We start from the raw sequence: 24,922 nt of genomic DNA, 5'->3' as shown, positions 1-24,922 counted from the left end.
GCCAGGCCGAAGCGGTGCAGCGTGGCGGCCAGGACGGGCAGCATCAGGCCGCCCGAAGCGGGTCCGGCGACAGGCCGGCGTGCAGCATCCGCGGCGCCCACAGCAGGTCCGGCTCGTCACCGCGGAAGGTGCTCCGGCAGTACGACCGCGCGCTGGTGAGAGCGGCCCGCAACCATGTCTCGGTGCCGGTGAACCGCTCCCGGCACAGCAGGCGCAACCGACCGGCCGCGCCCCTCACAACCCCACGATCTTGTTCCACCGCTTGGCGAACTCCACCCGTTCCGTCGAGGTGATGTCCCGGGCGATGGCGAGCCGCTTGCGCATCGTCGCGTCCGGGAAGATCAGCGGGTTCTCGGCGAGGGCGGCGGTGTCCTTGTCCTTGTCGGCGGCGAGGATCTCCTGGGCCGCGGGGACGGGGCAGACGTAGTTGACCCAGGCCGCGAGTTCGGCGGCCACCTCGGGCTCGTAGTAGTAGTCGACGAGCTTCTCCGCGTTGCTCTTGTGCAGGGCGCGGTCCGGGATCATCAGCGAGTCGGCCCACAGCTCCGCGCCCTCCTCGGGGACGACGAAGCGGATGTCCGGGTTGTCGGCCTGGAGTTGGATGACGTCTCCGGAGTACGCCTGACAGGCCAGGACGTCACCGCTGACCAGGTCCTTGGTGTAGTCGTTGCCGGTGAAGCGCCGGATCTGGCCGCCCGCCACGTACTTCTCGACCTGGTCGCAGACCTTGTCGAAGTCGGCGGCCTTCCACCGGGTGATGTCGACGCCGTTGCCCTGCATCAGCAGCGCGAACGCCTCGTCGAGGCCGGACAGCAGGGTGACGCGCCCCTTGAGGTCGCTCGCCCACAGCTCGGAGACATGGCGGATCTCGCGGCCCAGCTTCTTGCGGTTGTAGGCGATGCCGGTGATGCCCGACTGCCACGGCACCGAGTATCTGCGGCCCGGGTCGAAGGCGGGCGAACGCAGCTGCGGGTCAAGGTACTTGGTGACGTTCGGCTGCTTCGCCCGGTCCATCTCCTGGACCCACCCCAGCCGCACGAACCGCGCGCACATCCAATCGCTCATGACGATGAGGTCGCGGCCGGTCTGCTGGTGGTTCATCAGCGCGGGGCTGATCTTGCCGAAGAACTCGTCGTTGTCGTTGATCTCCTCGGTGTACTTGACGGAGATCCCCGTGCGCTTCTCGAAGGCCTCAAGGGTGGGCCGGCTGTTCGGGTTGTCGTCGTCCGTGTCGATGTACAGCGGCCAGTTCGCCCAGGTCAGCCGCTTGTCGCTGGCCGACATGTCCGCGACGGCCCGCTGGCCGGGCTTCACATACGCGGCCGGCACCCCGCACCCGGCCAGACCGCCGAGCACGGCGCCCCCGCCCAGCACACGCAGCAGGGACCGGCGGGAGAGCGGGGGAGTCTTCGAAGTCAGGGGCATTGACGCAGCATGCCGCCCCCACCTGTGGACGAACAATCGACGCTGCGTCGAGCGGACCACCGGGTCCGACGGACACCTTGTCGATCGCTCTCACCAGGTCAAGGCAATGAGCCAGGTTTACGGCCTTCGGGGCGCGGGCCGCGGGGCGGCAAGGGGTGCCGCGGCGGGCGGGGAGGGCGTGTCGGCGGGCGACGAGGCTGCGGCAGCGGCCGGTGGAGACGCGGCAGCGGCTGGCGGAGACGCGGCGAGCGGCGCGGACGGCGTGCCGGGCGGCACTGGCGCACCGACGAGCCCCGACGCCGGCGCGGCAGCGGCAGCGGCAGCGGCAGCGGCAGCGGCAGGCGGAGACTCGGCGAACGGCGCGGCCGACGGGCCCGGCGGCACTGGCGCACCGACGAGACCCGAAGCCGACGCGGCAGCCGACGCTGACACACCAGCGACCCGCGAGGGTGTCGCGGACTGCGCGGTAGACGGCGCGGGCGCACCAACAGGGCGCGGGGGCGACGCAGCAGCCGACGCGGGCGACACGGCGAACGGCGCGGGCGACGGGCCGGGCGGCACTGGCGCACCAACGAGACCCGAAGCCGACGCGGCAGCCGACGCTGACACACCAGCGACCCGCGAGGGTGTCGCGGACTGCGCGGTAGACGGCGCGGGCGCACCAACAGGGCGCGGGGGCGACGCAGCAGCCGAGGCGGCGGACGGCACGGGCTGCGCGGCGGACGGCACGGGCGACGCGGCGGGCAGCCCGGGCGACACGGCAGCCGACGCGGGCGGCGCAGCAGCCGACGCAGACGACGCGACGGGCGGTGCCGGTGCTGTGCGCTCGCAGCATGGCAGGGTCACCTCCACGGTCAGTCCGCCCGTCGGTCGTGTCCGGGCCCGTACCCGCCCGCCGTGCGCGGTGACGACGGCCGCGACGATGGACATACCGAGGCCCAGTCCGTCCCGCTTGCGCACCCGGTCCGGACCGAGTCGGCGGAACGGCTGGAAGAGCCCCGCCGCCTGGTCCGCCGGGATCACCGGCCCGCTGTTCTCGATCCGCAGCCCGGGCGCCCCCGCCGCGTCCACCCCCGTCCACACGGTCACCCAACCCCCCTCCCCCACCGGGAGGTTGTGCCGTACGGCGTTCTCGATCAGGTTGACCACCAGCCGCTCGATCAGCTGTGGATCCCCCAGCACGGGCGCCGCCTCCAGCCGCGCCTCGACCCGGGGCCCACCCACCGGCAGCCGCTCCCCCACGACCTCGGCGAGATCGACGAACTCCCTCCGCTCAAGCCCGCGTTGACTGCGCGCCAGCGTCAACAGGGCGTCGATCAGCCGCTCCTGCTCCTGCCCGGCGGCCCGCACCCGGCGCAGCGCGGCCCGCAGAGCCTCTTCCGTCGCGTCCGGGTCGGCGAGGGTGACGTCCACGATCGTCTGCTGGAGGGTGAGCGGGGTGCGCAGCTCGTGCGAGGCGTTGGCGACGAACTGCTTCTGCGCCTCGAACGCCCCCTCCAGCCGCGCGAGCACGTCGTCGAAGGTGTCCGCCACCGCCTTCAGCTCGTCCTCGGGCCCGCCGACCGCGAGCCGCTCGTGCAGATTGTCGGCGGAGATCCGGCGGGCGGTGGCGGTCATGCTCCGCAGCGGCGACAGCACCCGCCCGGCCATCAGCCAGCCCAGCGCGAGGGAGGCCAGCGCCATCACCGCGAGCGCGAGGACGGTGTAGACGAGCAGGTCGTGCAGCTGGTCCCGGCGGACCACCTCGGCGACGGCCCGGACCGTCGCCGGCGGGGCCGGGGCACCGTCCGCGACCGACACCCCCGGCCCCTCGACGGAGGTGATGGTCCGCGACGGGCTGCCCGCGGAGTGCGCGGCGAGGAAGTAGACGAAGCCCAGCAACAGCGAGCCCGCGACCACGAACAGCGCGCTGTACAGCAGCGTCAGCCGCCACCGGATGCTGCGCGGCCGCCAACGGAACTCCCGCATACGGCGGTTCACGGGATCCGGTACCCGGCCCGGTCCACCGTCTCGATCAACGGCGGCTCCCCCAGCTTCCGGCGCAGCCTGCTCACCGTGACCTTGACCGTCTGGCTGAACGGATCCGCGGCCTCGTCCCACGCCCGCTCCAGCAGCTCCTCGGTCGACACGACCGCCCCCTGCGCCCCGAGCAGCAGCTCCAGGACGGCGAACTCCTTGGGACTGAGCGGCAGTTGGCATCCGTCCCGCATGGCCTCCCGGCGCGCCGGGTCCAGCCGCAGCGCCCCGCGCACGAGAACCGGCGGCAACGCGGGCTGCGCACGGCGCGCCAACGCCCGTATCCGCGCGACGAGTTCGGCGAAGGCGAACGGCTTCGACAGATAGTCGTCGGCCCCCAGCCCGAGCCCCGCCACCCGGTCGGCCACGGTCCCGGACGCGGTGAGCATCAGCACCCGCGCCCGACTGCCCCCGCCGGCCAGCCTCCTGCACACCTGATCCCCGTGCAGGCCGGGCAGATCACGATCGAGTACGACGACGTCGTAACCGTTGATCTCGGCGCGCTCCAGCGCGGTCGGGCCGTCGAGGGCGAGGTCGACCGCCATGCCCTCCCGGCGCAGCCCCACGGCCACCATCTCGGCGAGCTCTTCATGGTCCTCGACCACCAGCACACGCATGGCCTTCAGTGTGGCGCGGGCGTGGTTACACGCGGATAAGCGCGGCCGTTCCGCCGCTGTAACCGCGCAGGGAGTTGCCTGGGCGGCGTAAGCGACAGCGACTCAACACCAGGAGGAACCATGCGTGTTCCGGTGACCCGGCCGCAGCGGCTCGCCCTCGGCATCGCCGTGCTGACGGCCGCCGCGCTCGGCACGGTCAGCGCCTCGGCCGCGCAGGCGTCCGGCACGTCGACCACCACGACCGAGCCGCACCACGTGCGCACCGGCTTCGGGGTGTCGTACCACCCGACGTCGAACGCCCCCGGCGACGTCAACACCGCCAACGACGACTTCGCCGCCTGCATGAAGGACCAGGGCCAGTCGGTCTACCCGGCCTTCCACGCCTCCAAGGACGCCGAGGGCCGCGTACGCCTCGAAGTGAAGGTCGGCGGCGGCGACTTCGACCCGACGTCGAAGGCGTACAAGAAGGCGATGAAGAAGTGCGGCCCGATCATGGAGAAGGCAGGCATCACCTTCCCCGCCCTGTCGGACCTGCCGCCACTCCCGGGAAAGCCGGGTAAGGAGGGCCCGACCCTGCACACGGAGAAGGGCGGCAAGGGCGAGGACAGCGGCCCCGGCCTGACGACCAGTTTCAAGGAGGCCTGACAGCAACGCCCCAAAGGGGCGCGGGGAACTGCGCGACCAGCCCCCACGCCCCTGCAGGCAACAAACAACCGACTACGCGTCCAGCGACGTCATCACATGCTTGATCCGCGTGTAGTCCTCGAACCCGTACCCCGACAGGTCCTTGCCGTACCCGGACTTCTTGAACCCGCCGTGCGGCATCTCCGCGACCAGCGGAATGTGCGTGTTGATCCACACGCACCCGAAGTCCAGCTTCTTCGACATCCGCATCGCACGCCCGTGGTCCTTGGTCCACACCGAGGACGCCAGCGCGTAGTCGACGCCGTTGGCCCACTCCACCGCCTGGTCCTCGTCCGTGAAGGACTGGACGGTGATGACCGGCCCGAAGACCTCGTTCTGGATGATCTCGTCGTCCTGCTTCAGCCCCGAGACGACGGTCGGCGCGTAGAAGTACCCCTTGTCACCGACCCGCTGGCCGCCCGCCTCGACCTTGGCGTGCGCCGGCAGCCGCTCGATGAACCCGGAGACCTGCTTGAGCTGGTTCGGGTTGTTGAGGGGACCGAAGAGCACGTCCTCGTCGTCCGGCTGCCCGGTCTTCGTCTCGGCCGCGGCCTTCGCGAGCGCGGCCACGAACTCGTCGTGGATGCCCTCCTGCACGAGCACGCGCGTGGCGGCCGTACAGTCCTGGCCGGCGTTGAAGAAGCCCGCCACCGAGATGTCCTCGACGGCCTTGGCGATGTCCGTGTCCTCGAAGACGACGACCGGCGCCTTGCCGCCGAGCTCCAGGTGGACCCGCTTGAGGTCCTTGGAGGCCGACTCGGCGACCGACATGCCGGCCCGCACCGAGCCGGTGATGGAGGCCATCGCCGGGATCGGGTGCTCGACCATCAGCCGGCCCGTGTCACGGTCGCCGGTGACGACGTTGAAGACGCCCTTGGGCAGGATCGAGCCGATGATGTCGGCGATCAGGACGGTGGAGGCGGGGGTGGTGTCCGACGGCTTCAACACCACCGTGTTGCCCGCCGCGATGGCCGGCGCGAACTTCCACACGGCCATCATCATCGGGTAGTTCCACGGCGCGACCTGCGCGCAGACGCCGACCGGCTCACGGCGGATGATCGAGGTCATCCCGTCCATGTACTCGCCGGCCGAGCGCCCCTCCAGCATCCGGGCCGCACCCGCGAAGAAGCGGATCTGGTCGACCATCGGCGGGATCTCCTCGGACCGCGTGAGCCCGATCGGCTTGCCGGTGTTCTCCACCTCGGCCGCGATCAGCTCCTCGGCCCGCTCCTCGAACGCGTCCGCGATCTTGAGGAGGGCCTTCTGACGCTCGGCCGGGGTGGTGTCGCGCCAGCCCGGGAAGGCCGCGGCGGCGGCCGCCATCGCGGCGTCCACGTCCGCCGCTCCGGACAGCGGCGCGGTCGCGTACGCCTCGCCCGTCGCGGGGTTGACCACCTCGGTGGTCCGTCCGTCGGCGGCGTCCCGGAACTCACCGTCGATGTAGTTGCGCAGACGACGCAGCTCGGTGCTCACTGCCGGCCTCCTGTGTCAGGTCGAACTGTCCATTGGCTGAGACACCCACCCTAATCCGCACGCCCACGTTTTCAACACCCCTGATCGCGCCAAGACTGCGGAATCCGCAGATCTCGCTCGCGTAAACAACGAATTTCATCGGTCCACCCTTGCGGAACCGTCGAGACGTCGTGCACAGTGAGGTCGTGGCCAGTCGAAGCGCAGAGCAGCGGGACTCGCGGGAGTCCAGGAACGGCACTCCCCATCTGGATGCCGTCTCCCTCGCCATCATCGAACAGCTCCAGGAGGACGGCAGGCGTCCGTACGCCGCCATCGGCAAGGCCGTGGGCCTGTCCGAGGCAGCCGTGCGCCAGCGCGTCCAGAAGCTGCTCGACCAGGGCGTGATGCAGATCGTCGCCGTCACGGACCCGCTCACCGTGGGCTTCCGCCGGCAGGCGATGGTCGGTGTCAATGTCGAGGGCGACGTCGAGTCCATAGCCGAGGCGCTGACTGACATGTCGGAAGTCGAGTACGTGGTGATGACCGCGGGCTCGTTCGACATCCTCGCCGAGATCGTCTGCGAGGACGACGACCACCTGCTGGACGTCATCAACAAACGCATCCGGGCGCTGCCCGGCGTGCGCTCCACCGAAAGCTTCGTCTACCTGAAGCTGAAGAAGCAGACCTACATGTGGGGAACCCGATAACCGTGAGCCAGAAGGACCTCAGCAAGACCGCGTACGACCACCTGTGGATGCACTTCACCCGCATGTCCTCGTACGAGAACTCCCCCGTCCCGACCATCGTCCGGGGCGAGGGCACCTACATCTACGACGACAAGGGCAAGCGCTACCTCGACGGTCTCGCGGGCCTGTTCGTGGTCCAGGCCGGCCACGGCCGCACGGAGCTTGCCGAGACCGCCTTCAAGCAGGCGCAGGAGCTGGCGTTCTTCCCGGTGTGGTCCTACGCCCACCCGAAGGCCGTGGAGCTCGCGGAGCGGCTGGCCGACCACGCGCCCGGCGACCTGAACAAGGTCTTCTTCACCACCGGCGGCGGCGAGGCGGTCGAGACCGCCTGGAAGCTCGCCAAGCAGTACTTCAAGCTGGTCGGCAAGCCCACCAAGTACAAGGTCATCTCCCGCGCGGTCGCCTACCACGGCACCCCGCAGGGCGCCCTGTCGATCACGGGTCTGCCCGGCCTGAAGGCGCCGTTCGAGCCGCTCGTCCCCGGCGCCCACAAGGTCCCGAACACCAACATCTACCGCGCCCCGATCCACGGCGACGACCCGGAGGCCTTCGGCCGCTGGGCCGCCGACCAGATCGAGCAGCAGATCCTCTTCGAGGGCCCGGACACGGTCGCGGCGGTCTTCCTGGAGCCGGTCCAGAACGCGGGCGGCTGCTTCCCGCCCCCGCCCGGCTACTTCCAGCGCGTGCGCGAGATCTGCGACCAGTACGACGTACTGCTGGTCTCGGACGAGGTCATCTGCGCCTTCGGCCGCCTGGGCACGATGTTCGCCTGTGACAAGTTCGGTTACGTCCCGGACATGATCACCTGCGCCAAGGGCATGACGTCCGGCTACTCCCCCATCGGCGCGTGCATCGTCAGCGACCGCCTGGCGGAGCCGTTCTACAAGGGCGACAACACCTTCCTGCACGGCTACACCTTCGGCGGCCACCCGGTCTCGGCCGCGGTCGGCCTGGCGAACCTGGACCTCTTCGAGCGCGAGGGCCTGAACCAGCACGTCCTCGACAACGAGGGCGCGTTCCTCTCCACCCTCCAGAAGCTGCACGACCTGCCGATCGTCGGCGACGTCCGCGGCAACGGCTTCTTCTACGGCATCGAGCTGGTGAAGGACAAGGCCACGAAGGAGTCCTTCAACGACGAGGAGACCGAGCGCGTCCTCTACGGCTTCCTGTCGAAGGCGCTCTTCGACAACGGCCTGTACTGCCGCGCCGACGACCGCGGCGACCCGGTCGTCCAGCTCGCCCCGCCGCTGATCTCCAACCAGGAGACGTTCGACGAGATCGAGCAGATCCTGCGCGCGACGCTGACGGAGGCGTGGACGAAGCTCTGACCTCCGGCGGTTAGACGGCTTATACGGCCCGGGGTGCACCCGTTCGAGTGAGAACGGTGCACCCCGGGCCGCGTGCTGTCCGGCCTCGGCGCCCCCGCTCCCTAGCGTGCCTGGTAACCGATCGGCCCTGCTTTCGTTCCCCCGCACGGGGGATTGCAAGGCACTACGGACCAGAACGAGGTGTACGCCGATGGAGGCACCGCCGGACAACGACGTGCTGTGGGCTCGCGCCCTGCACTTCACCCACCAGGACGGCTCACCAGGGCTGACCGGTGTCTCGCTCGGCGTCCAGGAGGGCGAGATCCTCGCCGTCGGCGGCCCGCGCGGCAGCGGCAAGACGACCCTGCTGCGCTGTCTGTCGGGACTCGTCCCGGCCCAGCGCGGCGAGGTCTGGTTCAACAGCGTGCCGGTCCACACGATGGGCCCGCTGACCCGGGAACGCCTGCGCCGCGACCGCTTCGGCTGGATCGACCCGGCGCCGGTCCTGGTCCCCGAGCTGAACGCCTGGGAGAACGCCGCGCTCCCGCTGATGCTCCGCGGCACGAGCCGCCGCCGCGCCAAGACGGCCGCGCTGGAGTGGCTGGAGCGCCTGGACATCGGCGACAGATCCCGCAGCCGCCCGCACGAGATGACGCAAGCGGAACGCCAGCGCGTCTCCATCGCCCGGGCCCTGGCCCCCGCGCCGACGGTCCTCTTCGCGGACGAACCCACGGCCCCCCTGCACCGCGCCGACCGAGCCCATGTCCTGCGGACGCTGACCACGGCAGCCCGCTCCCACGGCATCACGGTCGTCCTGGCCACCCACGACGCGGAAACAGCAGCCCTGGCCGACCGCACACTGACCCTCCTGGACGGCCGCCGCGTAAACACCCTCCACCTGCCACCGCTGCCGGAGCCGGGGGACCGGGGGGCGGCGCGGCAGGGCAGGGAAGCGACGCGGCAGGACAGGGAAGCACCGCGTCAGGGCGGGGGAGCACCGCGACAGGACCGGGAAGCGACGCGGCGAGACCGGGAGGCGGCGCAGGAAGGCAGGGCTGGCGGGCCGGAAGGCAGGGTGCGCGAGCCGAAGAGCAGGGTCGGCGGCCCGGAAGGCAGGGTCCGCGAGCCGAAGAGCAGGGTCGGCGGCCCGGAAAGCAAGGTCCGCGAGCCGAAGAGCAGGATCCGCGAGCCGCAAGACAGAATCCGCGAGCCGGAGAGCAGGGTCCGCGGGCAGGAGAGCAGCGCAGCCGGCGCGGAAGGCAGGCCCGGAGGGCCGGAGGGCAAGGTCCGCGGGCTGGAAGGTCGGGAAGCCTGGGCGACAAGCCGGGAAGCCGCAGCGGGAAGCCGGGGCGCCAGACCGGAAGGCTGGGACGCCGCGGACGGAAGCCAGGAAGCCGGGGCGGGAAGCCGGGATGCCAGGCCGGAAAGCCGGGACGCCGCGGACGGAAGCCAGGAAGCCAGGCCGGAAAGCCGGGACGCCGCGGACGGAAGCCAGGAAGCCAGGCCGGAAGGCCGGAGCGTCGCGGCTGTCACCCGGGGAACCGCGCAGGACGGTCGCGGGGCAGTGCGAGGGGCTCGCGCGGACGCGCAGCAAACGGCATACGGGAAGGCTCACGAACCCCCGACAGACCCACGGCCCGCAGCCCACGACAACGCTCACGAACCCCACGCGGACGCCCAGCGGGTAACCAGCGGAGACGCACAGCAAGCAACCCGCGAGGACGCCCGGCAAGCGACCCGCGGAGACGCACAACGAGCGACCCGCGGAGACGCCCAGCAAGCAACCCACGCGAACGCCCAACATGCGACCCGCGGAGACGCCCAGCAAGCAACCCACGCGAACGCCCAACATGCGACCCGCGGAGACGCCCAGGTAGCTCCGGAGGCCGAGCAGGGTGGTCGGGTAGCCGAGCAGGAAGGCCGGGGGGCCGCGTGCTCGCTCTCCGTCTGACCCGCGCCGCCCGCCCCGCCGTACACCTGCGCCGCCTCCTCGTGGCCACGGCCGCGGCAGGCACCGGCTTCCTCCTCCTGTGCACCCTCGGCTACGCCATGACCCACCCCGACTCCCCCTCGGCCTCCGTGCTCCGCCTCGCCTGGTGCCTCACCCCGCTCGCCGCCACGGTCCACTTCGCGGTCGCGGTGGCCCGCACGGACCCGGCCACCAAACCCCGCCCGGGCCTCTCGGCGATCGGCCTCGGTCCGGCCCGTCTGATGGCCGTCTCGGCAACGACAACCGCCCTGTCCTGCACCCTCGGCTCGATGGTGGCCCTCCTCTTCTTCCTCCACCTCCGGGGCGACCTGACGGGCATGCCCTTCGACGGCGCGGCCTCCGAATTCCTCGCCGCGGACAAGCCGTTGCCCCTACCCGCGGCCCTGACCCTGCTGGCCCTGGTCCCGGCGATCGCGTCACTGGCTGTGGGCGTGGTCCTGCGCCCCCGGGACGCCCGGCCGACCCCGACCCGGCCGCCGGGACGCTCGTACGGCCGCTTCGGGGCGTACGGACGCTCGACACGACGAGAGACGTTCGGCGCATACGGCCGCTTCGGCGCACGGTTGCGTCCGGATCCGGCCAAGAACCGGGCAGGCGATACGCCCCCCACGGCAACCCTCACCCCCGGAACCGATCCCCACAACCTGCACCCCGTCGAGGCAGCGGCCCCCCACGACCCGGACCCCACCGCTCCCCCAGCCCCCCGCACCGCCCCCTCCGGCCTCCCCTGGGGCACCGCGATCCTCGCCGTCGGCCTGGCCGTGGAGGCCTACGCCGGCCGCACCGCGGCCACCTCCACCCCCACCCTCGGCCTCCCCGGCGGCCTCACCGGCACCACCCCCGCCATCCTCGTCGGCTTCCTCCTCACCGCGGTCGGCCTCGCCCTCGCCGCCCCCGGCCTCACCCACCTCACCGGCCGCCTCCTCCAGTCCGCCCGCCCCGGCGCCCTCCGCCTCCTCGCCGGCCGCGTGCTCATGGAGGAAGCCACCCGCATCGGCCGTCCCCTCGGCATCGTCTGCGCCGTGGCCTCCGCCGCGTACGCGATGACCGCCCTTTACGACCCCGCCGAACCCTCCTTCGGCCCCCTCACCACCCTCGGCACACTCCTGGTCGCCGGCTGCACCGTCGCCACCCTCCTCACCGCGGCCGTGGAAGCCAGACAGGCCAGGGCCGACACCACCGCCGCCCTGCTCCGCCTCGGCGCCCCCGCCACGATGCTCCGCAGCGCCGCCGCCCTCCGGGCCGCCGCCCTGCTCGCCCTCTTCGGCCCCCTGACCCTCCTGGTCGCCGAACTGGCCGCCCTTCCCCTGACGCCCTGAAAATTCCTGGGATCCAAATCCCCGCTCACCGATGAGTTCCGCACGACCCCCGGGTCTACCCACCGAACAGCACGCACCAGACACGCTGCACTCGACGGGAGAGCCCCCATGTACCAGCAGATGATCTTCGTGAACCTCGCCACCGACGACGTCGTCGCCTCGAGGAAGTTCTTCACGGAGCTCGGCTACACGATCAACCCGCAGTTCTCCACGGACGACTGCACCTGCGTCGTGATCAGCGACACCATCGTCGCGATGCTGCTCAGCAAGCAGCGGTACGCCGACTTCACGAAGAAGGAGATCGCCGACTCGACGAAGACCAGCGAGGTGCTGATCTGTCTGAGTGCGGAGAGCCGCGAGAAGGTCGACGAGCTCGTGAACAAGGCGGTCGCGGCCGGCGGCACCGCCAACGACGACATCCAGGACCACGGATTCATGTACGGCCGTTCCTTCGACGACCTCGACGGCCACTCCTGGGAGGTCATGTGGATGGACCCGGCCGCCGTCCAGGGCTGACCCCGCCGCAGCCGAACGCCGTGCCTAGCATGGGCCCGTGCAGACCAGCCCGGCCCATGCGGCCCATCACGACGACCGCGAGATCGAGACGCTCGAGGACTTCGACGCGACCGTCTCGGCCCGCGGAACGCTCTCCGGACACCGAGTGCAGGCCGTCGATCTGACGGACCGCACAAGGGAGTTGCTCACCACCGACACGTCCGACGCCGTCTTCCTCGGCTGCCCGATGCGGCCGGACGCGGAGGCGAAGGTCCGCGCCGAGGGCGCCCTGGTCTTCCCGCCCGTGCCGGGCCTGCCCTTCGACCCGTACCGCGGGCATCTCTACCGCGCGGAGGAGCTGTTCGCCGGCCTCGACCAGGGGTACGAGCGGACCCCGGACGCCCTCGCCTACGCGTGGTTCCAGACCACCAAGGCCGACGGTGACATCTGGGCCTCCATGCTGCGCGCCGTGCACGACGACTCCATCTCCGACGCCCTCGACGAACTCCTGCGCGGGGCACGGGTGGTGGGCGTGATGGGCGGCCACGCGATGGCGCGCGGGACGGCGGCGTACGCCGGCGCGGCCCGGCTCGGGCGGGAGTTGAGCCGGTCCGGGCTGACCGTCGCGACCGGCGGCGGGCCGGGCGCGATGGAGGCGGCGAACCTGGGCGCGTATACCGCGCCGTACGAGGACGAGGTGCTGGAGGAGGCCTGCCAACTGCTGGGCGGGGCACCGTCGTTCACGCCGTCGATCACCGAGTGGGCGCGGGCCGCCTTCGAGGTGCGCACCCGCTGGCCGAAGGGCAACCACTCGATCGGCATCCCGACCTGGTTCTACGGCCACGAGCCGCCGAACCCCTTCGCGTCGCACATCGCCAAGTACTTCGCCAACGCCACCCGCGAGGACGGCCTGCTGGCCCGCTGCAACGCGGGAGTGGTGTTCCTGCCGGGCGCCGCCGGGACCGTACAGGAGATCTTCGACAACGCGACGCCCAACTACTACGAGTCGCGCGGGGAACCGACCCCCATGGTCCTGGTCGACCGGGCACACTGGACCGAGCGGTTGCCGGCCTGGCCCCTCTTGCAGTCACTCGCCCGGGAACGGTCGATGGAGTCCCGTATCGCCCTCGTTGACCGGATCGAGGAGGCTCCGGACGCGTTGAAACGTCTCGGTGGTTAATAACGAGGTAAAGCCAACCGTCAAGGCGTGCCTACGGATTGACACTCCTTATGGAACGCTTATAGACCTGTGAGACTCCTGGGGAACGTGAAGCCTCACCTCATCGTCGCCTCACTTCCCCTTCAAACCCCCCGCAGTTGTGCCATCCCGTGAAGGGCAAAAGTGTCCATAACTCGCCGCACCGCGCGTCGTTCCGTGCAGATCCTGGGCGTCGCCGCCGCCTCCTCCGCGCTCGCGCTGAGCGCCGCGGGCTCCGCGCTCGCCTGCAACATCAGTGAGTTCTCCGCCGAAGCCAAGTGCGACGGCAGCAAGGGCGTCATCGTCGTCACCGACAAGGACGCCTCCGGTACGCCGGCGACGATCACCGTGTTCCTGGAGAACAACGGCTCCGACGCGAAGACCGTCGGTTCGCAGGACGTCACCGGCACCAAGGAAGGTGTCGACGTCACCTTCGAAGAGGACTGGGCGCCGAACGCCGAGTACCGCATCCGTGTCCAGGCCGGCAAGGACAAGGATCACCTGATCGTCGACAAGGACATCACTCCGAACCTGACCACCCCGTCCGAGGGCTGCTCGAAGGACGAGTCGACCCCGCCGGCCACCCCGTCGCCGTCGGACTCGACCACGCCTCCGGCCGAGGAGTCCGCGACCCCGACCCCGTCGGCCTCGGAGAGCAGCACCGCTCCGGCCGACACCTCGTCCAACGCGCCGTCCCCCGCGGCCGGTGACTCCAACCTCGCCGAGACCGGTGCGAGCTCCAACACCGGCATGATCGCCGGTATCGCGGGCGCGCTCGTCGTCGTCGGCGGTGGCGCCGTGTTCTTCGGCATGCGCCGTCGTGGGGCGAACAGCAGCCGCTGACGCTCCTCGCGCACTACGCCGTGGCCCGTCCCCGTATCCCCGGGGGACGGGCCATCGTCGTTCAGGCCCTCATCCGAAGCTCGCCCGCTCCAGCCAGAACTCCAGCAGCTCCCGCTCGCCGACGATCTCCAACTCCGGGCTGTCCAGCGGGAGTCGGCGGTAAAAGGCGAGCAGCACGGAGGTGAGGGGGCCGCGCAGGGCGACCGTCGCCTTCTCGTGGCCGCGGCGCCAGGCGATCCCGTCCTCGGTGAGCTCGACGAGCCACTCGGCGTTCAGCCCGGGCGGGGCGTCGGTCGCGTGCAGGTGGAGGCTGCGGCCGGACCCGCGCAGCTCCTCGGCCGCCTGGTGCGGGTTGGTCCGCTGTACGTACTCCACGATCTCCAGCCACTCGTCGATGGCGTCGGCGGCGATGCCGTGCGCCACTTCGTACGGCATGCCCGCGGCGAGCGTGGCGTCGGCGCGGTGGATGACGATCTCGTGGGTCATCCGGCGGGCCCAGAAACCGGAGGTCTGGACCCCGGCCCAGCCCCACACCTTGGCGTCGGGCCCGGCCTCGCGCAGGGCGTCCACGACCAGTTCGCCGGCCTCCGCCAGCCAGGCGTCGAGGGCGGCGGCGTCGCCCGCGACCTCGGGGCCGTCGCCGCGCGCCACCTGCTTGTCGGGGATGTTCTCCTGCGCCCGGGTGCGCACCAGCGTGCCCGACCAGCGCAGGGCGCCGCCCATGTGCAGCACGAGCTGCTCCAGCGTCCAGTCCGGGCAGGTCGGCACGGTCGCCGTCAGATCCGCGCCGCTCGTCACCACCGCCCTCAACTGCTGTACCTGGTGGGCGATTTCGTCGACGTACCGATCGTGTGCGAGAAGCGTCATGCCCTCAGCCTAGGGACGGGCCTCCGGTCCGAGCACCACGATTTCGGCAGCGTCGAACTCCACCCCGACCGCGTCCCCGACCCCCGGCGCCTCCCGCAGCGCACAGGCCGCCTCCAGCCGCGGCGCGTCCTCCGGCTGCAGGTGTACGGCGACATGGGTGCCCCTGAAGGTGCGCGCGGCGACCGTGCAGCGCAGGCCCTCGTCGGCGGGGACGAGACGGACGCCGGCGGGGCGGACGAGGAGGGTGCGCGGGCCCTGGGGGGCGCCCTCGGGGACCGGGACCTTACCCCAGGGGGTGTCGGCGGCCTCCGCGGTCACCGTGCCCTCCACGACGTTGTCGAAGCCGAGGAAGCGGGCCACGAACTCGTCCGCCGGCCGCTGCCACACATCGAGTGGCGTACCGGACTGGGCGATCCGCCCGTCCCGCATCACCACGACCCGGTCGGCGAGCGCGAAGGCCTCGCCCTGGTCGTGTGTGACGGCGAGGACGGTGGTGCCCAACTGCCCGAACAGCTCCCGGAGTTCGACGACGAGGCGCTCCCGCAGGGAACGGTCCAGCTGGCCGAGCGGTTCGTCGAGCATCAGCAGCCGGGGACTGGGCGCGAGAGCGCGGGCGAGCGCGACGCGCTGCTGCTCGCCGCCGGAGAGCGAGGCGACGGCCCGGCGGGCGGCGCCCGGGAGGCCGACGAGTTCCAGCAACTCTCCTACCCGCTCGCCCTGTTGGGTTTTGGACGCGCCGTGCATCCGCAGGCCGAAGGCGACGTTCCCGCCCACGTCCCGCTGCGGGAACAGCTGATGGTCCTGGAACATCAGCCCGACCTCGCGCCTGTGCGCGGGAACTCCGGTCTGGTCCCGGCCGTCGAGCAACACCCGCCCCCCGGACAGGGATTGGAGCCCGGCGACCGCCCGCAGCAGCGTCGACTTGCCGCTACCGCTGGGCCCGAGCACGCACACCACCTCGTGCTCGGCGACATCGAGGCCGACGGCGTCGAGCACGGCCCGCCCGCCGAAGCGGACGGTGGCGTCCTGAAGGCTCAGCAGCATCTAGAACTCCCCGGTCCGGTCGGTACGGAGCCGCTCGAGCACCAGCAGCGCCACCGCGCACACCACCATCAGAATCGTGGAAAGGGCCATCGCCTGGCCGTAGTTGAGGTCTCCGGGGCGGCCGAGCAGCCGGGCCACGGCGACCGGCAGTGTCGGGTTGTCAGGCCGCGCGATGAACACGGTCGCCCCGAACTCCCCCAGCGACACCGCGAACGCGAAGCCCGCCGCGACCAGCAGCGCCCGCCGCACCAGCGGCAGATCGACCTCCCGCCACACCCGCCACGGCGAGGCCCCGAGGACGGCCGCGGCTTCCCTCAACCGCCCGTCCACGGCCCGCAGCACGGGCAGCATCGTCCGTACGACGAAGGGGACGCCCACCAGCGCCTGCGCGAGCGGCACCAGGATCCAGGAGGACCTCAGGTCCAGCGGCGGTTCGTCGAGGGCGATCAGGAACCCGAAGCCGACGGTCACCGCGGAGACGCCCAGCGGCAGCATCAGCAGCGCGTCGAAGCCGCGCACCAGCCGGCCGGCGTCCCGGCGCGCGAGGGCCGCGGCGGCGAGAGCACCGATCAGCACGGCGATGGCGGTGGCGGCGAGGGCGTACTGGAGCGAGTTGCCGATCGTGTCGATCGGCGGGACGAGGAAGGTCCCGCCGTCCTCGTGGGTCAGCGCGCGGTAGTAGCCGAAGTCGGGTGCGTCCAGGGAGCGTTGGACGAGCACGGCGAGCGGCAGCAGGAGCAGTACGGCGATGGTGGCCAGGACCCCGGCGAGCAGCGCCCACTGGCCTCTCCCGCGCGGCCGCCGGGCCGTGGTGCCCGCGTCCACCAGGCGCAGGGCGGTCTCCCGCCGCCGTACGGTCCACGCGTGCACGGCGAGGATCGCGCCCACCGCCACGAACTGGACGATGGTGAGGACGGCGGCCGTGGACAGGTCGAAGATCTCGGAGGTCTGCCGGTAGATCTCGACCTCGAGCGTGGAGAAGGTGGGCCCACCGAGGATCTGCACCACGCCGAAGGAGGTGAAGGTGAAGAGGAAGACCATGAGCGCGGCGGCGGCCACGGCGGGCGCGAGGGCGGGCAGCGTCACCTTCCGCCAGGCCCGCAGCGGAGAGGCGCCCAGCATCCGCGCCGCTTCCTCCTGACGCGGGTCGAGCTGTCCCCACAGCCCGCCCACCGTCCGTACGACGACCGCGTAGTTGAAGAAGACGTGCGCCAGCAGGATGGCCCACACGGTGGTGTCCAGCCGTACGCCCCACAGCTCGTCGAGCAGGCCCCCGCGTCCGAGGAGCGCGAGGAACGCCGTACCGACGACGACGGTCGGCAGCACGAACGGGACGGTGACGACGGCCCGCAGCACCTGCTTGCCCGGGAAGTCGAAGCGCGCGAAGACGTACGCGCCGGGGAGCGCGATCAGCAGCGTGAGCGCGGTGGAGGCGAGCGCCTGCCAGGTGGTGAACCACAGGACGTGCCGGATGTCGTCCTGGGCGACGACATCGAGGATCCGCCCGAACTGCCAGGCCCCGTCGACCTTGAGCCCGCGCGCCACGATCGCGGCGACGGGCCAGGCGAAGAAGACGGCGAAGAACGCGACGGGCAGGGCCATGAGCCCGAGCCGAGCCGCGCTCCCGCCTCTCGCCTTCGGCGGTCGTACTACTTCAGTACGAGTGACGTCCACGACTTGACCCACTGGTCACGGTTGTCGGCGATCTTGTCGGGCGCCATCGTCTCGGGGTCGGTGGCCGGCTTGCCGTACTTCTCGAACTCCGCCGGGACCGTCGCGCCCTCCCGTACCGGGTAGACGAACATGTTCAGCGGCATGTCCTCCTGGAACTCCTTGCCGACCAGGAAGTCGATGAACGCCTTGCCGCCCTTGGTGTTCTTCGCGTTGCTGAGCAGCCCCGCGTACTCGATCTGCCGGAAGCAGGTCCCGTACGACACCCCGGTCGGCGCGGTCTTCGGCTTCGGGTCGCCGTAGATGACCTCGGCGGGCGGCGAGGAGGCGTAGGAGACGACGAGCGGCCGGTCGGCCTTGGCCTTCTTGCCGCCCGCCGAGCCGGAGAACTCCTCGTTGTAGGCCTGCTCCCAGCCGTCGACGACCTTGACGCCGTTGGCCTTGAGCTTCTTCCAGTAGTCCTGCCAGCCGTCGTCCCCGTACTTGGCGGCGGTGCCGAGCAGGAAGCCGAGGCCGGGCGAGGAGGTGGAGGCGTTCTCGGTGACGAGGAGGTTCTTGTACTCGGGCTTGACCAGGTCGTCGAAGGACTGCGGCGGGGTCAGCTTGTGCTCGCTGAAGTACGCCTTGTCGTAGTTGACGCAGATGTCGCCGGAGTCGATGGGCGTGACCCGGTGCTTGTCCTGGTCGACGCGGAACCCGGACTTGATCGCGTCCGCGCCCTTCGCCTCGTACGACTGGAAGAGCCCGTTGTCGAGCGCCCGGGACAGCAGGGTGTTGTCGACGCCGAAGAAGACGTCGCCCTGCGGGTTGTCCTTGGTGAGGATGGCCTTGTTGACGGCCTGTCCGGCGTCGCCGTCCTTGAGGACCCGGACCTTGTAGCCGGACTGCTTCTCGAAGTCGGCGAGGACGCTCTTGGAGACGGCCCACGAGTCGTGGCTGACGAGCGTGACGGTCTTGGACCCGGAGCCCTCGTCGCCGGACGAGGACCCGCACGCGGACAGCGTGACCAGGCCGAGGCCCACGACGGCAGCCCAGTACTTCTTGGTGTTCACGGTGATGACCGAACTTCCTACCCAGAATGACCTGGGCGAGGTTCAGAGGGTCTGCGGCCCGATTGCCGCACTCTCAGCGCTGTGGCGCTCCCCTGTCGGATACGAATGCCAGATATGAAGATGTACGTACGAACGTCAGACTACCGCTCGGTGGCGGCGAGCTGTCCACACGCCCCGTCGATCTCCTGACCGCGGGTGTCCCGGATGGTCACCGGAACGCCGTGCGCGGCGATGGCCTCGACGAACGCCTTCTCGTCCTCGGGCCGGGAGGCGGTCCACTTCGAGCCCGGGGTCGGGTTCAGCGGGATGAGGTTGACGTGCACGGGCTTGCCCTTGAGCAGCCGCCCGAGCCGGTCACCGCGCCAGGCCTGGTCGTTGATGTCCCGGATGAGCGCGTACTCGATGCTGAGCCTGCGCCCGCTCTTCTCGACGTACTCGAACCCGGCGTCGAGGACCTCGCGGACCTTCCACCTGGTGTTCACGGGGACGAGGGTGTCGCGCAGCTCGTCGTCGGGGGCGTGCAGCGAGATGGCGAGCCGGCACTTGAAGCCCTCGTCGGCGAAGCGGTGGATGGCGGGGACGAGTCCGACGGTCGAGACGGTGATCCCGCGCTGCGAGAGGCCCAGGCCGTCGGGGGCGGGGTCGGTCAGCGCCCGGATGGCACCGACGACCCGCTTGTAGTTGGCGAGGGGCTCGCCCATCCCCATGAAGACGATGTTGGACAGCCGCGCGGGCCCGCCCGGGACCTCTCCGTCCCTCAGCGCCCGCATCCCGTCCACGATCTGGTGGACGATCTCGGCGGTGGACAGATTCCGGTCCAGCCCGGCCTGCCCGGTGGCACAGAACGGGCAGTTCATCCCGCACCCTGCCTGCGAGCTGATGCACATGGTCACCCGGTCCGGGTACCGCATCAGCACGGACTCGACGAGCGTCCCGTCGAACAGCCGCCACAGGGTCTTGCGCGTGGTGCCCTGGTCGGTGGCCAGATGCCGCACGACGGTCATCAGCTCGGGAAGCAGCGCCTCCTGCAGCTTGGGCCGCGCCGCGGCCGGAATGTCGGTCCACTCCGCGGGGTCGTGCGCGTACCGCGCGAAGTAGTGCTGCGACAGCTGCTTGGCACGAAACGGCTTCTCCCCGATCCCGGCGACGACGTCCTTGCGTTCGGCGGGCGTGAGATCGGCAAGATGCCGCGGCGGCTTCTGGGCTCCGCGGGGGGCGACGAAAGTGAGTTCTCCGGGCTTAGGCATGGCTGTACCAGTGTCGCAGATCGACACGGGTGGCCTCTCCTAGCGCCATTCCCAGTAGTGCGTGCGCACCGCCGCGTCACCGTGGCCGGGGGCCTCCTCCGTGGTGAAGGGAGTGAGCGGGAGGCCGGGGACCTCCGCGGTGACCGTGTGCAGGTGGTAGCGCGAGGGGAGGCCCGGGTACGACGGGGAGTCCGACTGCTCGACGGTCGGGAACGGGGCGCGGGCCGTGATCGTGACGGCGTCCGGGTCCACGCCGAGTTCCTCGGCGATGCAGCGCAGGGCCGCGGCCTCCGGGGTCTCGCCGGGGAGCATCTTCTCCGTCGGCGGGCTGTCGCGCTCCCGTACCGCTCCGTCCGCCATGAGCTGCCGTACCTCCGTCAGGCGTCTCCCGGCCGTCTCGATCGTCACGCTCACCACCGCGACCTCCCGCAGCGGCGGGCCGGAGGACAGCCAGGTCTCGCCGGCGGCGATCTCCTCCCACAGACGCCGGACCGACTTCGTGCCGTCTCGGCCCCAGGTGTCGTACGGCACGCCTTGTGCCGCCAGCCATTCGCGCAGGTCGTCGACGCTGTCCATGTCCCCCGCCCTCCTCGTGGTGTAGCGGGCTACACCATCGATCCGGGTGAAGGTTCCCTCGTGGGCGCAGCCCCCTCGCCGGGATCGTAGACGGCACACGGGCACGCAGACACACCGTGCCGCCAGCGCCTTTCCAGGAGGGGACCGTCCCATGGCCGTCAACCGCCGTCGCCAACGTCGTATCGCCACTCTCGCCACCACCGTGGCAGCCGTCGCACTGACCGCAGGACTCGTCACCGGCTGCGACCCCGACGACGTCGACAACTCGCTCGACTGCGTACGGAACTACGACGACATCGCCGACAGCCTCAAGGCGATCCACGAGGCCGGGTGGGACGCGGCGAAGGACCCCTCGCAGACCGACGAGTCCATCGACACCATCGAGAAGAACCTCGACAAGATCAAGGCCGAGAACGACGACTCGGACGGCGACAGCAAGGTGGAGAAGGCCGTCGACGACCTCAACCAGGCCATCTCCGACTACAACAAGGCCGTACTGGACGGCGAGAAGCCGGACTCAAGCAAGATCGACAAGGCTGCCGACGAGCTCAAGAACGTCTGTTCCTGACCGGTCAGAACAGCCAGACGCCGAACGCCACCACCGCCAGGCCGATCGCCAGGAAGACGCCCGCCATGACGGCGAGCGGACGCAGTTGGGTGCGCCGGCGGGACGGGTCGAGCCCGCGCCATGTGCTGCGCGCCGCGTACACCCCGGCGAAGGCGATCAGGCAGCCGACGACCACGGCCAGGAACCCGAAGAACTTGGCCCAGGTGTAGGGGTGGTCCGGGTTCGGGGTCCATACGGCGGCGAGGTCGCCGGCGCTGAGGAGGTTCACTCGTCGTTCTCGTGCTTCATCAGGTCCTGTACGTCCGCCTCGATGCCGGAACCGGCCGCGTAGACGCCGGTGTTGAGGGTCGTGCCGACGGTGTTCTTGAAGGAGCCGTCGGCAAGCTTGCCCTGGTCGCTGAGGTTCTCGCCGCCCAGGCTGCCGTGTTCCGTCAAGGCGTGGTTGACGCCGTGGTTCTGCGCGTTGCCGAAGGCGCCGGTGGCGGCGTTGGTGAGGGCGTCCTGGCCGATGGTCGACGGGTCCTGGCCGGCGATGACGTCGGCCGTGAGACCGCCCGCGACGTTGCCGGCGGCGCCGTTGACAGTCGTACCGAGAAGGCCGTCGCCACGGAGGATGTCGCCGGCCGTTCCGGTCAGACGCGCGCCCGCGGTGCCGGCGACCGCGGTGAACGCCGCCGTGCCCGCGGCGGCGCGGCTGCCGGCGGTGAGGTCCGCGCCCACCGTCACCGGCTGGCCGTGGACGGCCTGGTTCACCATGAGGCTGCCCGAGTCGGCGACGAAGTTGGTCGTGAAGCTCTCCAGGCCCGTCTTGGTGAAGTCCGCGGTGACGCGGGCGACGGTCGTGAGGACCTTCTCCAGGGTGGCGGCGGTCTCCGCGCTCAGGCCCGCGAACTCCTCCAGGAGGGCCGACACCTTCTCGGCGGCCGACTCGAACAGCCGGACCAGGTCCACGATCTTCGCGACCCGCTCGGCCACGGCGGTGTTGGCGACGAGGTCGGAGAGGAAGCCGGTGAAGAAGGACAGCGCGGCGCCGGCGATCTCCATCTCGGCGATCTCGACGCAGATGTCGATGATCTCCTCGTTGATCCCGTCGATCTGCGTGGCGTAGGCGCGCAGGCCGTCGGCGACATGGTGGAAGTTGTCGGCGACCTGTAGGACGACCTTGCGCTGCTCCTGCCAGTGCTTCTCGAAGGCGTCCCGTGCCTCGCCGTGCCAGCCCTGCTTGTCGACGCCCTCGATGGCGACGTCCACGGCGTGCACGAGGTCGGTCAGCTCCTTGCCCATGGTGTCCCAGCTGTGGGCCACGGAGCGGAGGGTGGGGCCGTCGCCGCCGGGGAGTTCCACACCGCAGGCCTCGAGGAGCTCCAGGACCTTGCCGTCGATCCAGCCGTTGAGGCTCACGCCGGGCCTCCCGGGCGCCGGACGGCGGCGTGCAGGTAGTCGACGGCGGTCTGGTCGGAGTCCGTGTAGTTGGCCGCGTTGACCCGCAGACGGTCGCCGTGGCTGCCCAGCACGGTGGGGATGTGGCCGAGCGCCTTGACGGTGTTGCTCAGCAGTTGCCCGTACTTCTGTGCCGCGCCGTCGCAGACGCCGAGCAGGCCGAACGCCTGCCCGATCTCGGACGCCCCCGCCGCGAAGCCCTCGATCGGCCCGGACAGCCCCGTGGCCTCCCGGTCGAACTTGCCCGCGAGGTCCGTCAGCGTGGCCGGGTCCACCCCGAACTGCCCGCTCATCGCGCTCCCCTGTCGAATGCCTGGCCATCGCCAGCATGTCCGGGGAACGCCCGTCCGGAAAGGATCTTTTACGCAGTCGGAGCAGGGCACTGACACACAATTTACGTGCCCCTGGTCAAGTCAATGCCCTGCTCCGCACGACGATGCGTCAGCCGGACCCGACGAACAGCACCAACAGCAGCCACACCACCGGAGCCGTAGGCAGCAAGGAATCCAGGCGGTCCATGCTGTGCCCATGTGCCGCTACCGCGGCGCGGCGCCATGGCCCGCTGCGGCGGCCGACCAGTACACATCCATCCGCCACCACCGCAACCGGCAGCCAAGCCCGCTGTCCCGCTGTCAGCCCGACCCGACGAACAACACCAGCAGCAGCCACACCACCGGAGCCGTAGGCAGCAAGGAATCCAGTCGGTCCATGATTCCGCCGTGGCCCGGGAGGAGGGTGCCCATGTCCTTGATGCCCAGGTCGCGTTTGATCATCGACTCGCCGAGGTCGCCCAGCGTGGCACTCGCCGCCACCGCGAGGCCCAGGAGCAGGCCCTGCCACCAGGTGCCCTCGTCGATCAGGAACTGCATGCACAGCGCGCCCGCCACCATCGCGAACGTCACCGCGCCGAGCAGGCCCTCGCGGGTCTTGCCGGGGCTGATGCGCGGCGCGAGCTTGTGGCTGCCGAAGCGCCAGCCGACGGCGTACGCGCCCGTGTCGCTGACCACCGTGAGGAGCAGGAAGGTCAGGACACGCCAGGGGCCGTCCTCGGCGGTCAGCATCATCGCGACGAAGGTCGCCAGGAACGGGACGTAGAAGGCCGCGAAGACACCCGCCGTGACGTCCTTGAGGTAGCCCTCGGGCGGTTCCGTCATCCGCCATACGAGGACGGCGAGCGCCGTGAGCGCCATGGCGACCCACGCACCCTCCGCGCCCCGGACGTACCCGGCGACGACCATCGCCGCGCCCCCGAGCGCCAGCGGCACCAGGGGCGCCTTGATGCCCTTGCGCTCCTGCAGCCTGCTGGTCAGCTCCCACAGCCCGACGACCACCGCGACCGCCACCACACCGACGAACACGGCCTTGACGACGAACAGCGACGCGAGGATGACCGCACCGAGTCCGACGCCGACCCCTATGGCCGCGCCCAGGTCGCGCCCCGCGCTCTTCTTCTGCGGCGGGGGCGCCGGCTGTGGGGCGTCGGGCATGGGCTCCGGATTCTGCTGCACCGGCTGATACGGCGGTGCCTGCTGCATGTCGTAAGGCTGCGCCTGCGGCGATTCGTCGCGGAACAAGGGACCGCTCAGCCGAGCGGCCCCCCGGTCGTCATCCTGGTCACCGCCGTACGCGGGTACCTCGGGCACGATGGGCATGGGGCGAGTCTGCTGCGCCTCGGGCGCATCGTACGCGGGACCCGCCGGGGCAGGCCCCTGGTCGTTCGGCCCCCAGTACCCGGTCTGTGGCGGCGCTCCCCAGGAATGGTCGTTCATCAGACCTCGAGCAGCTCCGCTTCCTTGTGCTTGAGGAGTTCGTCCACCTGGGCCACGTACTTGTGGGTGGAGTCGTCGAGCTCCTTCTCGGCGCGGCGGCCCTCGTCCTCGCCGACCTCGCCGTCCTTGATCAGCTTGTCGATCGCGTCCTTGGCCTTGCGGCGCACGGAGCGGATCGACACGCGCGCGTCCTCGGCCTTGCCCTTGGCGACCTTGATGTAGTCGCGGCGGCGCTCCTCGGTCAGCTCGGGGAACACCACACGGATGATGTTGCCGTCGTTGCTCGGGTTGACGCCGAGGTCGGAGTCGCGGATGGCCTGCTCGATGTTGCGCAGGGCCGACTTGTCGAACGGGGTCACGACCGCCATGCGCGGCTCCGGCACGGAGAACGAAGCCAGCTGGTTGATCGGCGTCGGCGCGCCGTAGTAGTCGGCCACGATCTTGTTGAACATCGCCGGGTGCGCACGGCCGGTGCGGATCGCGGCGAAGTCCTCCTTGGCGACCACGACGGCCTTCTCCATCTTCTCCTCGGCCTCGAGGAGGGTCTCTTCGATCACCACTTGCTCCTGCGTGTCTTGAGTAGGCCCGGCTGCTGT

At 70.7% G+C, this 24,922-nt stretch carries 24 protein-coding genes and 1 pseudogene; 9 read left to right on the top strand and 16 right to left on the bottom strand.

Features of this window, described 5'->3' with window-relative positions; translation table 11 throughout:
- Nucleotides 1-43 precede the first annotated feature (43 nt).
- From MQP27_RS42665 to MQP27_RS42650, 4 genes are all read right to left on the bottom strand, one after another.
- The gene (locus MQP27_RS42665; protein ID WP_242775674.1) at nt 44-238 is read right to left on the bottom strand and encodes a hypothetical protein; all 195 of its coding nucleotides are present in this window, start codon (nt 236-238) and stop codon (nt 44-46) included.
- A complete protein-coding gene (locus tag MQP27_RS42660) occupies nt 235-1,425 on the bottom strand; it encodes a polyamine ABC transporter substrate-binding protein (RefSeq protein ID WP_242775672.1) in 1,191 nt (396 codons plus the stop codon). Before MQP27_RS42660 ends, MQP27_RS42665 begins: the two co-directional genes overlap by 4 nt.
- A gap of 117 nt (nt 1,426-1,542) precedes the next feature.
- Nucleotides 1,543-3,405 carry a sensor histidine kinase gene (locus tag MQP27_RS42655; protein ID WP_242775670.1) on the bottom strand — a complete coding sequence of 621 codons (1,863 nt, stop codon included), beginning with the start codon at nt 3,403-3,405 and terminating at the stop codon, nt 1,543-1,545.
- Entirely contained in the window at nt 3,402-4,058 is a 657-nt protein-coding gene (locus MQP27_RS42650) for a response regulator transcription factor (protein WP_242775668.1), read from the bottom strand. The genes MQP27_RS42655 and MQP27_RS42650 overlap by 4 nt, the downstream gene beginning before the upstream one ends.
- A gap of 120 nt (nt 4,059-4,178) precedes the next feature.
- Between MQP27_RS42650 and MQP27_RS42645 the strand changes: the two genes are divergently transcribed.
- Nucleotides 4,179-4,703, top strand: a complete 525-nt coding sequence (locus MQP27_RS42645; protein ID WP_242775665.1) for a hypothetical protein — start codon at nt 4,179-4,181, stop codon at nt 4,701-4,703.
- A 72-nt stretch (nt 4,704-4,775) separates the two neighbouring features.
- On the opposite strand, the gene MQP27_RS42640 is transcribed toward MQP27_RS42645, so the two are convergent.
- Entirely contained in the window at nt 4,776-6,215 is a 1,440-nt protein-coding gene (locus tag MQP27_RS42640) for a gamma-aminobutyraldehyde dehydrogenase (protein ID WP_242775664.1), read from the bottom strand.
- Nucleotides 6,216-6,385: 170 nt separating this feature from the next.
- Here MQP27_RS42640 and MQP27_RS42635 point away from each other — a divergent pair, with 170 nt between their 5' ends.
- The 7 genes and pseudogenes from MQP27_RS42635 to MQP27_RS42605 all read left to right on the top strand — a co-directional run bounded on the left by MQP27_RS42635 (nt 6,386) and on the right by MQP27_RS42605 (nt 14,092).
- Nucleotides 6,386-6,901, top strand: a complete 516-nt coding sequence (locus tag MQP27_RS42635) for an Lrp/AsnC family transcriptional regulator (protein ID WP_242775662.1) — start codon at nt 6,386-6,388, stop codon at nt 6,899-6,901.
- 2 nt (nt 6,902-6,903) lie between these two features.
- Complete coding sequence (locus tag MQP27_RS42630) at nt 6,904-8,268, top strand: aspartate aminotransferase family protein (protein ID WP_242775660.1); 1,365 nt, start codon at nt 6,904-6,906, stop codon at nt 8,266-8,268.
- Between the two features lie 190 nt (nt 8,269-8,458).
- Nucleotides 8,459-9,181 (top strand): annotated as a pseudogene (locus tag MQP27_RS42625) (ABC transporter ATP-binding protein); the annotation flags it as partial.
- Nucleotides 9,182-10,179: 998 nt separating this feature from the next.
- Entirely contained in the window at nt 10,180-11,556 is a 1,377-nt protein-coding gene (locus tag MQP27_RS42620; RefSeq protein WP_242775659.1) for a hypothetical protein, read from the top strand.
- A gap of 108 nt (nt 11,557-11,664) precedes the next feature.
- Entirely contained in the window at nt 11,665-12,072 is a 408-nt protein-coding gene (locus MQP27_RS42615; protein ID WP_242775658.1) for a VOC family protein, read from the top strand.
- Between the two features lie 37 nt (nt 12,073-12,109).
- Entirely contained in the window at nt 12,110-13,231 is a 1,122-nt protein-coding gene (locus tag MQP27_RS42610; RefSeq protein WP_242775657.1) for an LOG family protein, read from the top strand.
- A 162-nt stretch (nt 13,232-13,393) separates the two neighbouring features.
- A complete protein-coding gene (locus MQP27_RS42605; protein WP_242775656.1) occupies nt 13,394-14,092 on the top strand; it encodes an LAETG motif-containing sortase-dependent surface protein in 699 nt (232 codons plus the stop codon).
- A gap of 69 nt (nt 14,093-14,161) precedes the next feature.
- Here MQP27_RS42605 and MQP27_RS42600 read toward each other — a convergent pair whose 3' ends face one another.
- From MQP27_RS42600 to MQP27_RS42575, 6 genes are all read right to left on the bottom strand, one after another.
- A complete protein-coding gene (locus MQP27_RS42600) occupies nt 14,162-14,959 on the bottom strand; it encodes a maleylpyruvate isomerase family mycothiol-dependent enzyme (RefSeq protein ID WP_242775655.1) in 798 nt (265 codons plus the stop codon).
- A 9-nt stretch (nt 14,960-14,968) separates the two neighbouring features.
- Nucleotides 14,969-16,003 carry an ABC transporter ATP-binding protein gene (locus tag MQP27_RS42595; RefSeq protein WP_242775654.1) on the bottom strand — a complete coding sequence of 345 codons (1,035 nt, stop codon included), beginning with the start codon at nt 16,001-16,003 and terminating at the stop codon, nt 14,969-14,971.
- Complete coding sequence (locus MQP27_RS42590; protein ID WP_242775652.1) at nt 16,004-17,605, bottom strand: ABC transporter permease; 1,602 nt, start codon at nt 17,603-17,605, stop codon at nt 16,004-16,006.
- Nucleotides 17,606-17,652: 47 nt separating this feature from the next.
- Nucleotides 17,653-18,726, bottom strand: coding sequence for a thiamine ABC transporter substrate-binding protein (locus tag MQP27_RS42585; RefSeq protein ID WP_242775650.1), 1,074 nt, complete (start codon nt 18,724-18,726; stop codon nt 17,653-17,655).
- A 140-nt stretch (nt 18,727-18,866) separates the two neighbouring features.
- The gene (rlmN, locus tag MQP27_RS42580) at nt 18,867-19,973 is read right to left on the bottom strand and encodes a dual-specificity RNA methyltransferase RlmN (protein WP_242775648.1); all 1,107 of its coding nucleotides are present in this window, start codon (nt 19,971-19,973) and stop codon (nt 18,867-18,869) included.
- A gap of 39 nt (nt 19,974-20,012) precedes the next feature.
- Nucleotides 20,013-20,549, bottom strand: coding sequence for an NUDIX hydrolase (locus tag MQP27_RS42575; protein ID WP_242775647.1), 537 nt, complete (start codon nt 20,547-20,549; stop codon nt 20,013-20,015).
- A 151-nt stretch (nt 20,550-20,700) separates the two neighbouring features.
- On the opposite strand from MQP27_RS42575, the gene MQP27_RS42570 reads away from it, so the two are divergent.
- Nucleotides 20,701-21,117, top strand: coding sequence for a hypothetical protein (locus MQP27_RS42570; RefSeq protein WP_242775645.1), 417 nt, complete (start codon nt 20,701-20,703; stop codon nt 21,115-21,117).
- Nucleotides 21,118-21,121: 4 nt separating this feature from the next.
- Here the strand turns inward: MQP27_RS42570 and MQP27_RS42565 are convergent, their stop codons facing one another.
- The 5 genes from MQP27_RS42565 to frr all read right to left on the bottom strand — a co-directional run bounded on the left by MQP27_RS42565 (nt 21,122) and on the right by frr (nt 24,883).
- Nucleotides 21,122-21,385 carry a hypothetical protein gene (locus MQP27_RS42565; RefSeq protein WP_242775643.1) on the bottom strand — a complete coding sequence of 88 codons (264 nt, stop codon included), beginning with the start codon at nt 21,383-21,385 and terminating at the stop codon, nt 21,122-21,124.
- Nucleotides 21,382-22,518, bottom strand: coding sequence for a WXG100 family type VII secretion target (locus MQP27_RS42560; RefSeq protein WP_242775642.1), 1,137 nt, complete (start codon nt 22,516-22,518; stop codon nt 21,382-21,384). Before MQP27_RS42560 ends, MQP27_RS42565 begins: the two co-directional genes overlap by 4 nt.
- Nucleotides 22,515-22,850: a type VII secretion target gene (locus MQP27_RS42555; protein WP_242775640.1), complete on the bottom strand. Its 336-nt coding sequence runs from the start codon at nt 22,848-22,850 to the stop codon at nt 22,515-22,517. Before MQP27_RS42555 ends, MQP27_RS42560 begins: the two co-directional genes overlap by 4 nt.
- A 339-nt stretch (nt 22,851-23,189) precedes the next feature.
- Nucleotides 23,190-24,326, bottom strand: a complete 1,137-nt coding sequence (locus MQP27_RS42545) for a phosphatidate cytidylyltransferase (protein ID WP_242775639.1) — start codon at nt 24,324-24,326, stop codon at nt 23,190-23,192.
- Nucleotides 24,326-24,883, bottom strand: a complete 558-nt coding sequence (gene frr, locus MQP27_RS42540; RefSeq protein WP_186286237.1) for a ribosome recycling factor — start codon at nt 24,881-24,883, stop codon at nt 24,326-24,328. The genes MQP27_RS42545 and frr overlap by 1 nt, the downstream gene beginning before the upstream one ends.
- Nucleotides 24,884-24,922: the final 39 nt, after the last annotated feature.

The organism is Streptomyces cylindrosporus, assembly GCF_022698165.1.
Lineage (GTDB): Bacteria > Actinomycetota > Actinomycetes > Streptomycetales > Streptomycetaceae > Streptomyces > Streptomyces cylindrosporus.
This window is presented reverse-complemented; position numbering and strand designations above follow the sequence as displayed.

Coding starts and splice junctions, on each gene's coding strand:
- MQP27_RS42570 (WP_242775645.1), top strand. CDS start 20,701: ATGGCCGTCAACCGCCGTCGCCAACGTCGTATCGCCACTCTCGCCACC.
- MQP27_RS42590 (WP_242775652.1), bottom strand. CDS start 17,605: ATGGCCCTGCCCGTCGCGTTCTTCGCCGTCTTCTTCGCCTGGCCCGTC.
- MQP27_RS42650 (WP_242775668.1), bottom strand. CDS start 4,058: ATGCGTGTGCTGGTGGTCGAGGACCATGAAGAGCTCGCCGAGATGGTG.
- MQP27_RS42660 (WP_242775672.1), bottom strand. CDS start 1,425: ATGCCCCTGACTTCGAAGACTCCCCCGCTCTCCCGCCGGTCCCTGCTG.
- MQP27_RS42615 (WP_242775658.1), top strand. CDS start 11,665: ATGTACCAGCAGATGATCTTCGTGAACCTCGCCACCGACGACGTCGTC.
- MQP27_RS42545 (WP_242775639.1), bottom strand. CDS start 24,326: ATGAACGACCATTCCTGGGGAGCGCCGCCACAGACCGGGTACTGGGGG.
- MQP27_RS42595 (WP_242775654.1), bottom strand. CDS start 16,003: ATGCTGCTGAGCCTTCAGGACGCCACCGTCCGCTTCGGCGGGCGGGCC.
- MQP27_RS42645 (WP_242775665.1), top strand. CDS start 4,179: ATGCGTGTTCCGGTGACCCGGCCGCAGCGGCTCGCCCTCGGCATCGCC.
- rlmN (WP_242775648.1), bottom strand. CDS start 19,973: ATGCCTAAGCCCGGAGAACTCACTTTCGTCGCCCCCCGCGGAGCCCAG.
- MQP27_RS42575 (WP_242775647.1), bottom strand. CDS start 20,549: ATGGACAGCGTCGACGACCTGCGCGAATGGCTGGCGGCACAAGGCGTG.
- MQP27_RS42555 (WP_242775640.1), bottom strand. CDS start 22,850: ATGAGCGGGCAGTTCGGGGTGGACCCGGCCACGCTGACGGACCTCGCG.
- MQP27_RS42600 (WP_242775655.1), bottom strand. CDS start 14,959: ATGACGCTTCTCGCACACGATCGGTACGTCGACGAAATCGCCCACCAG.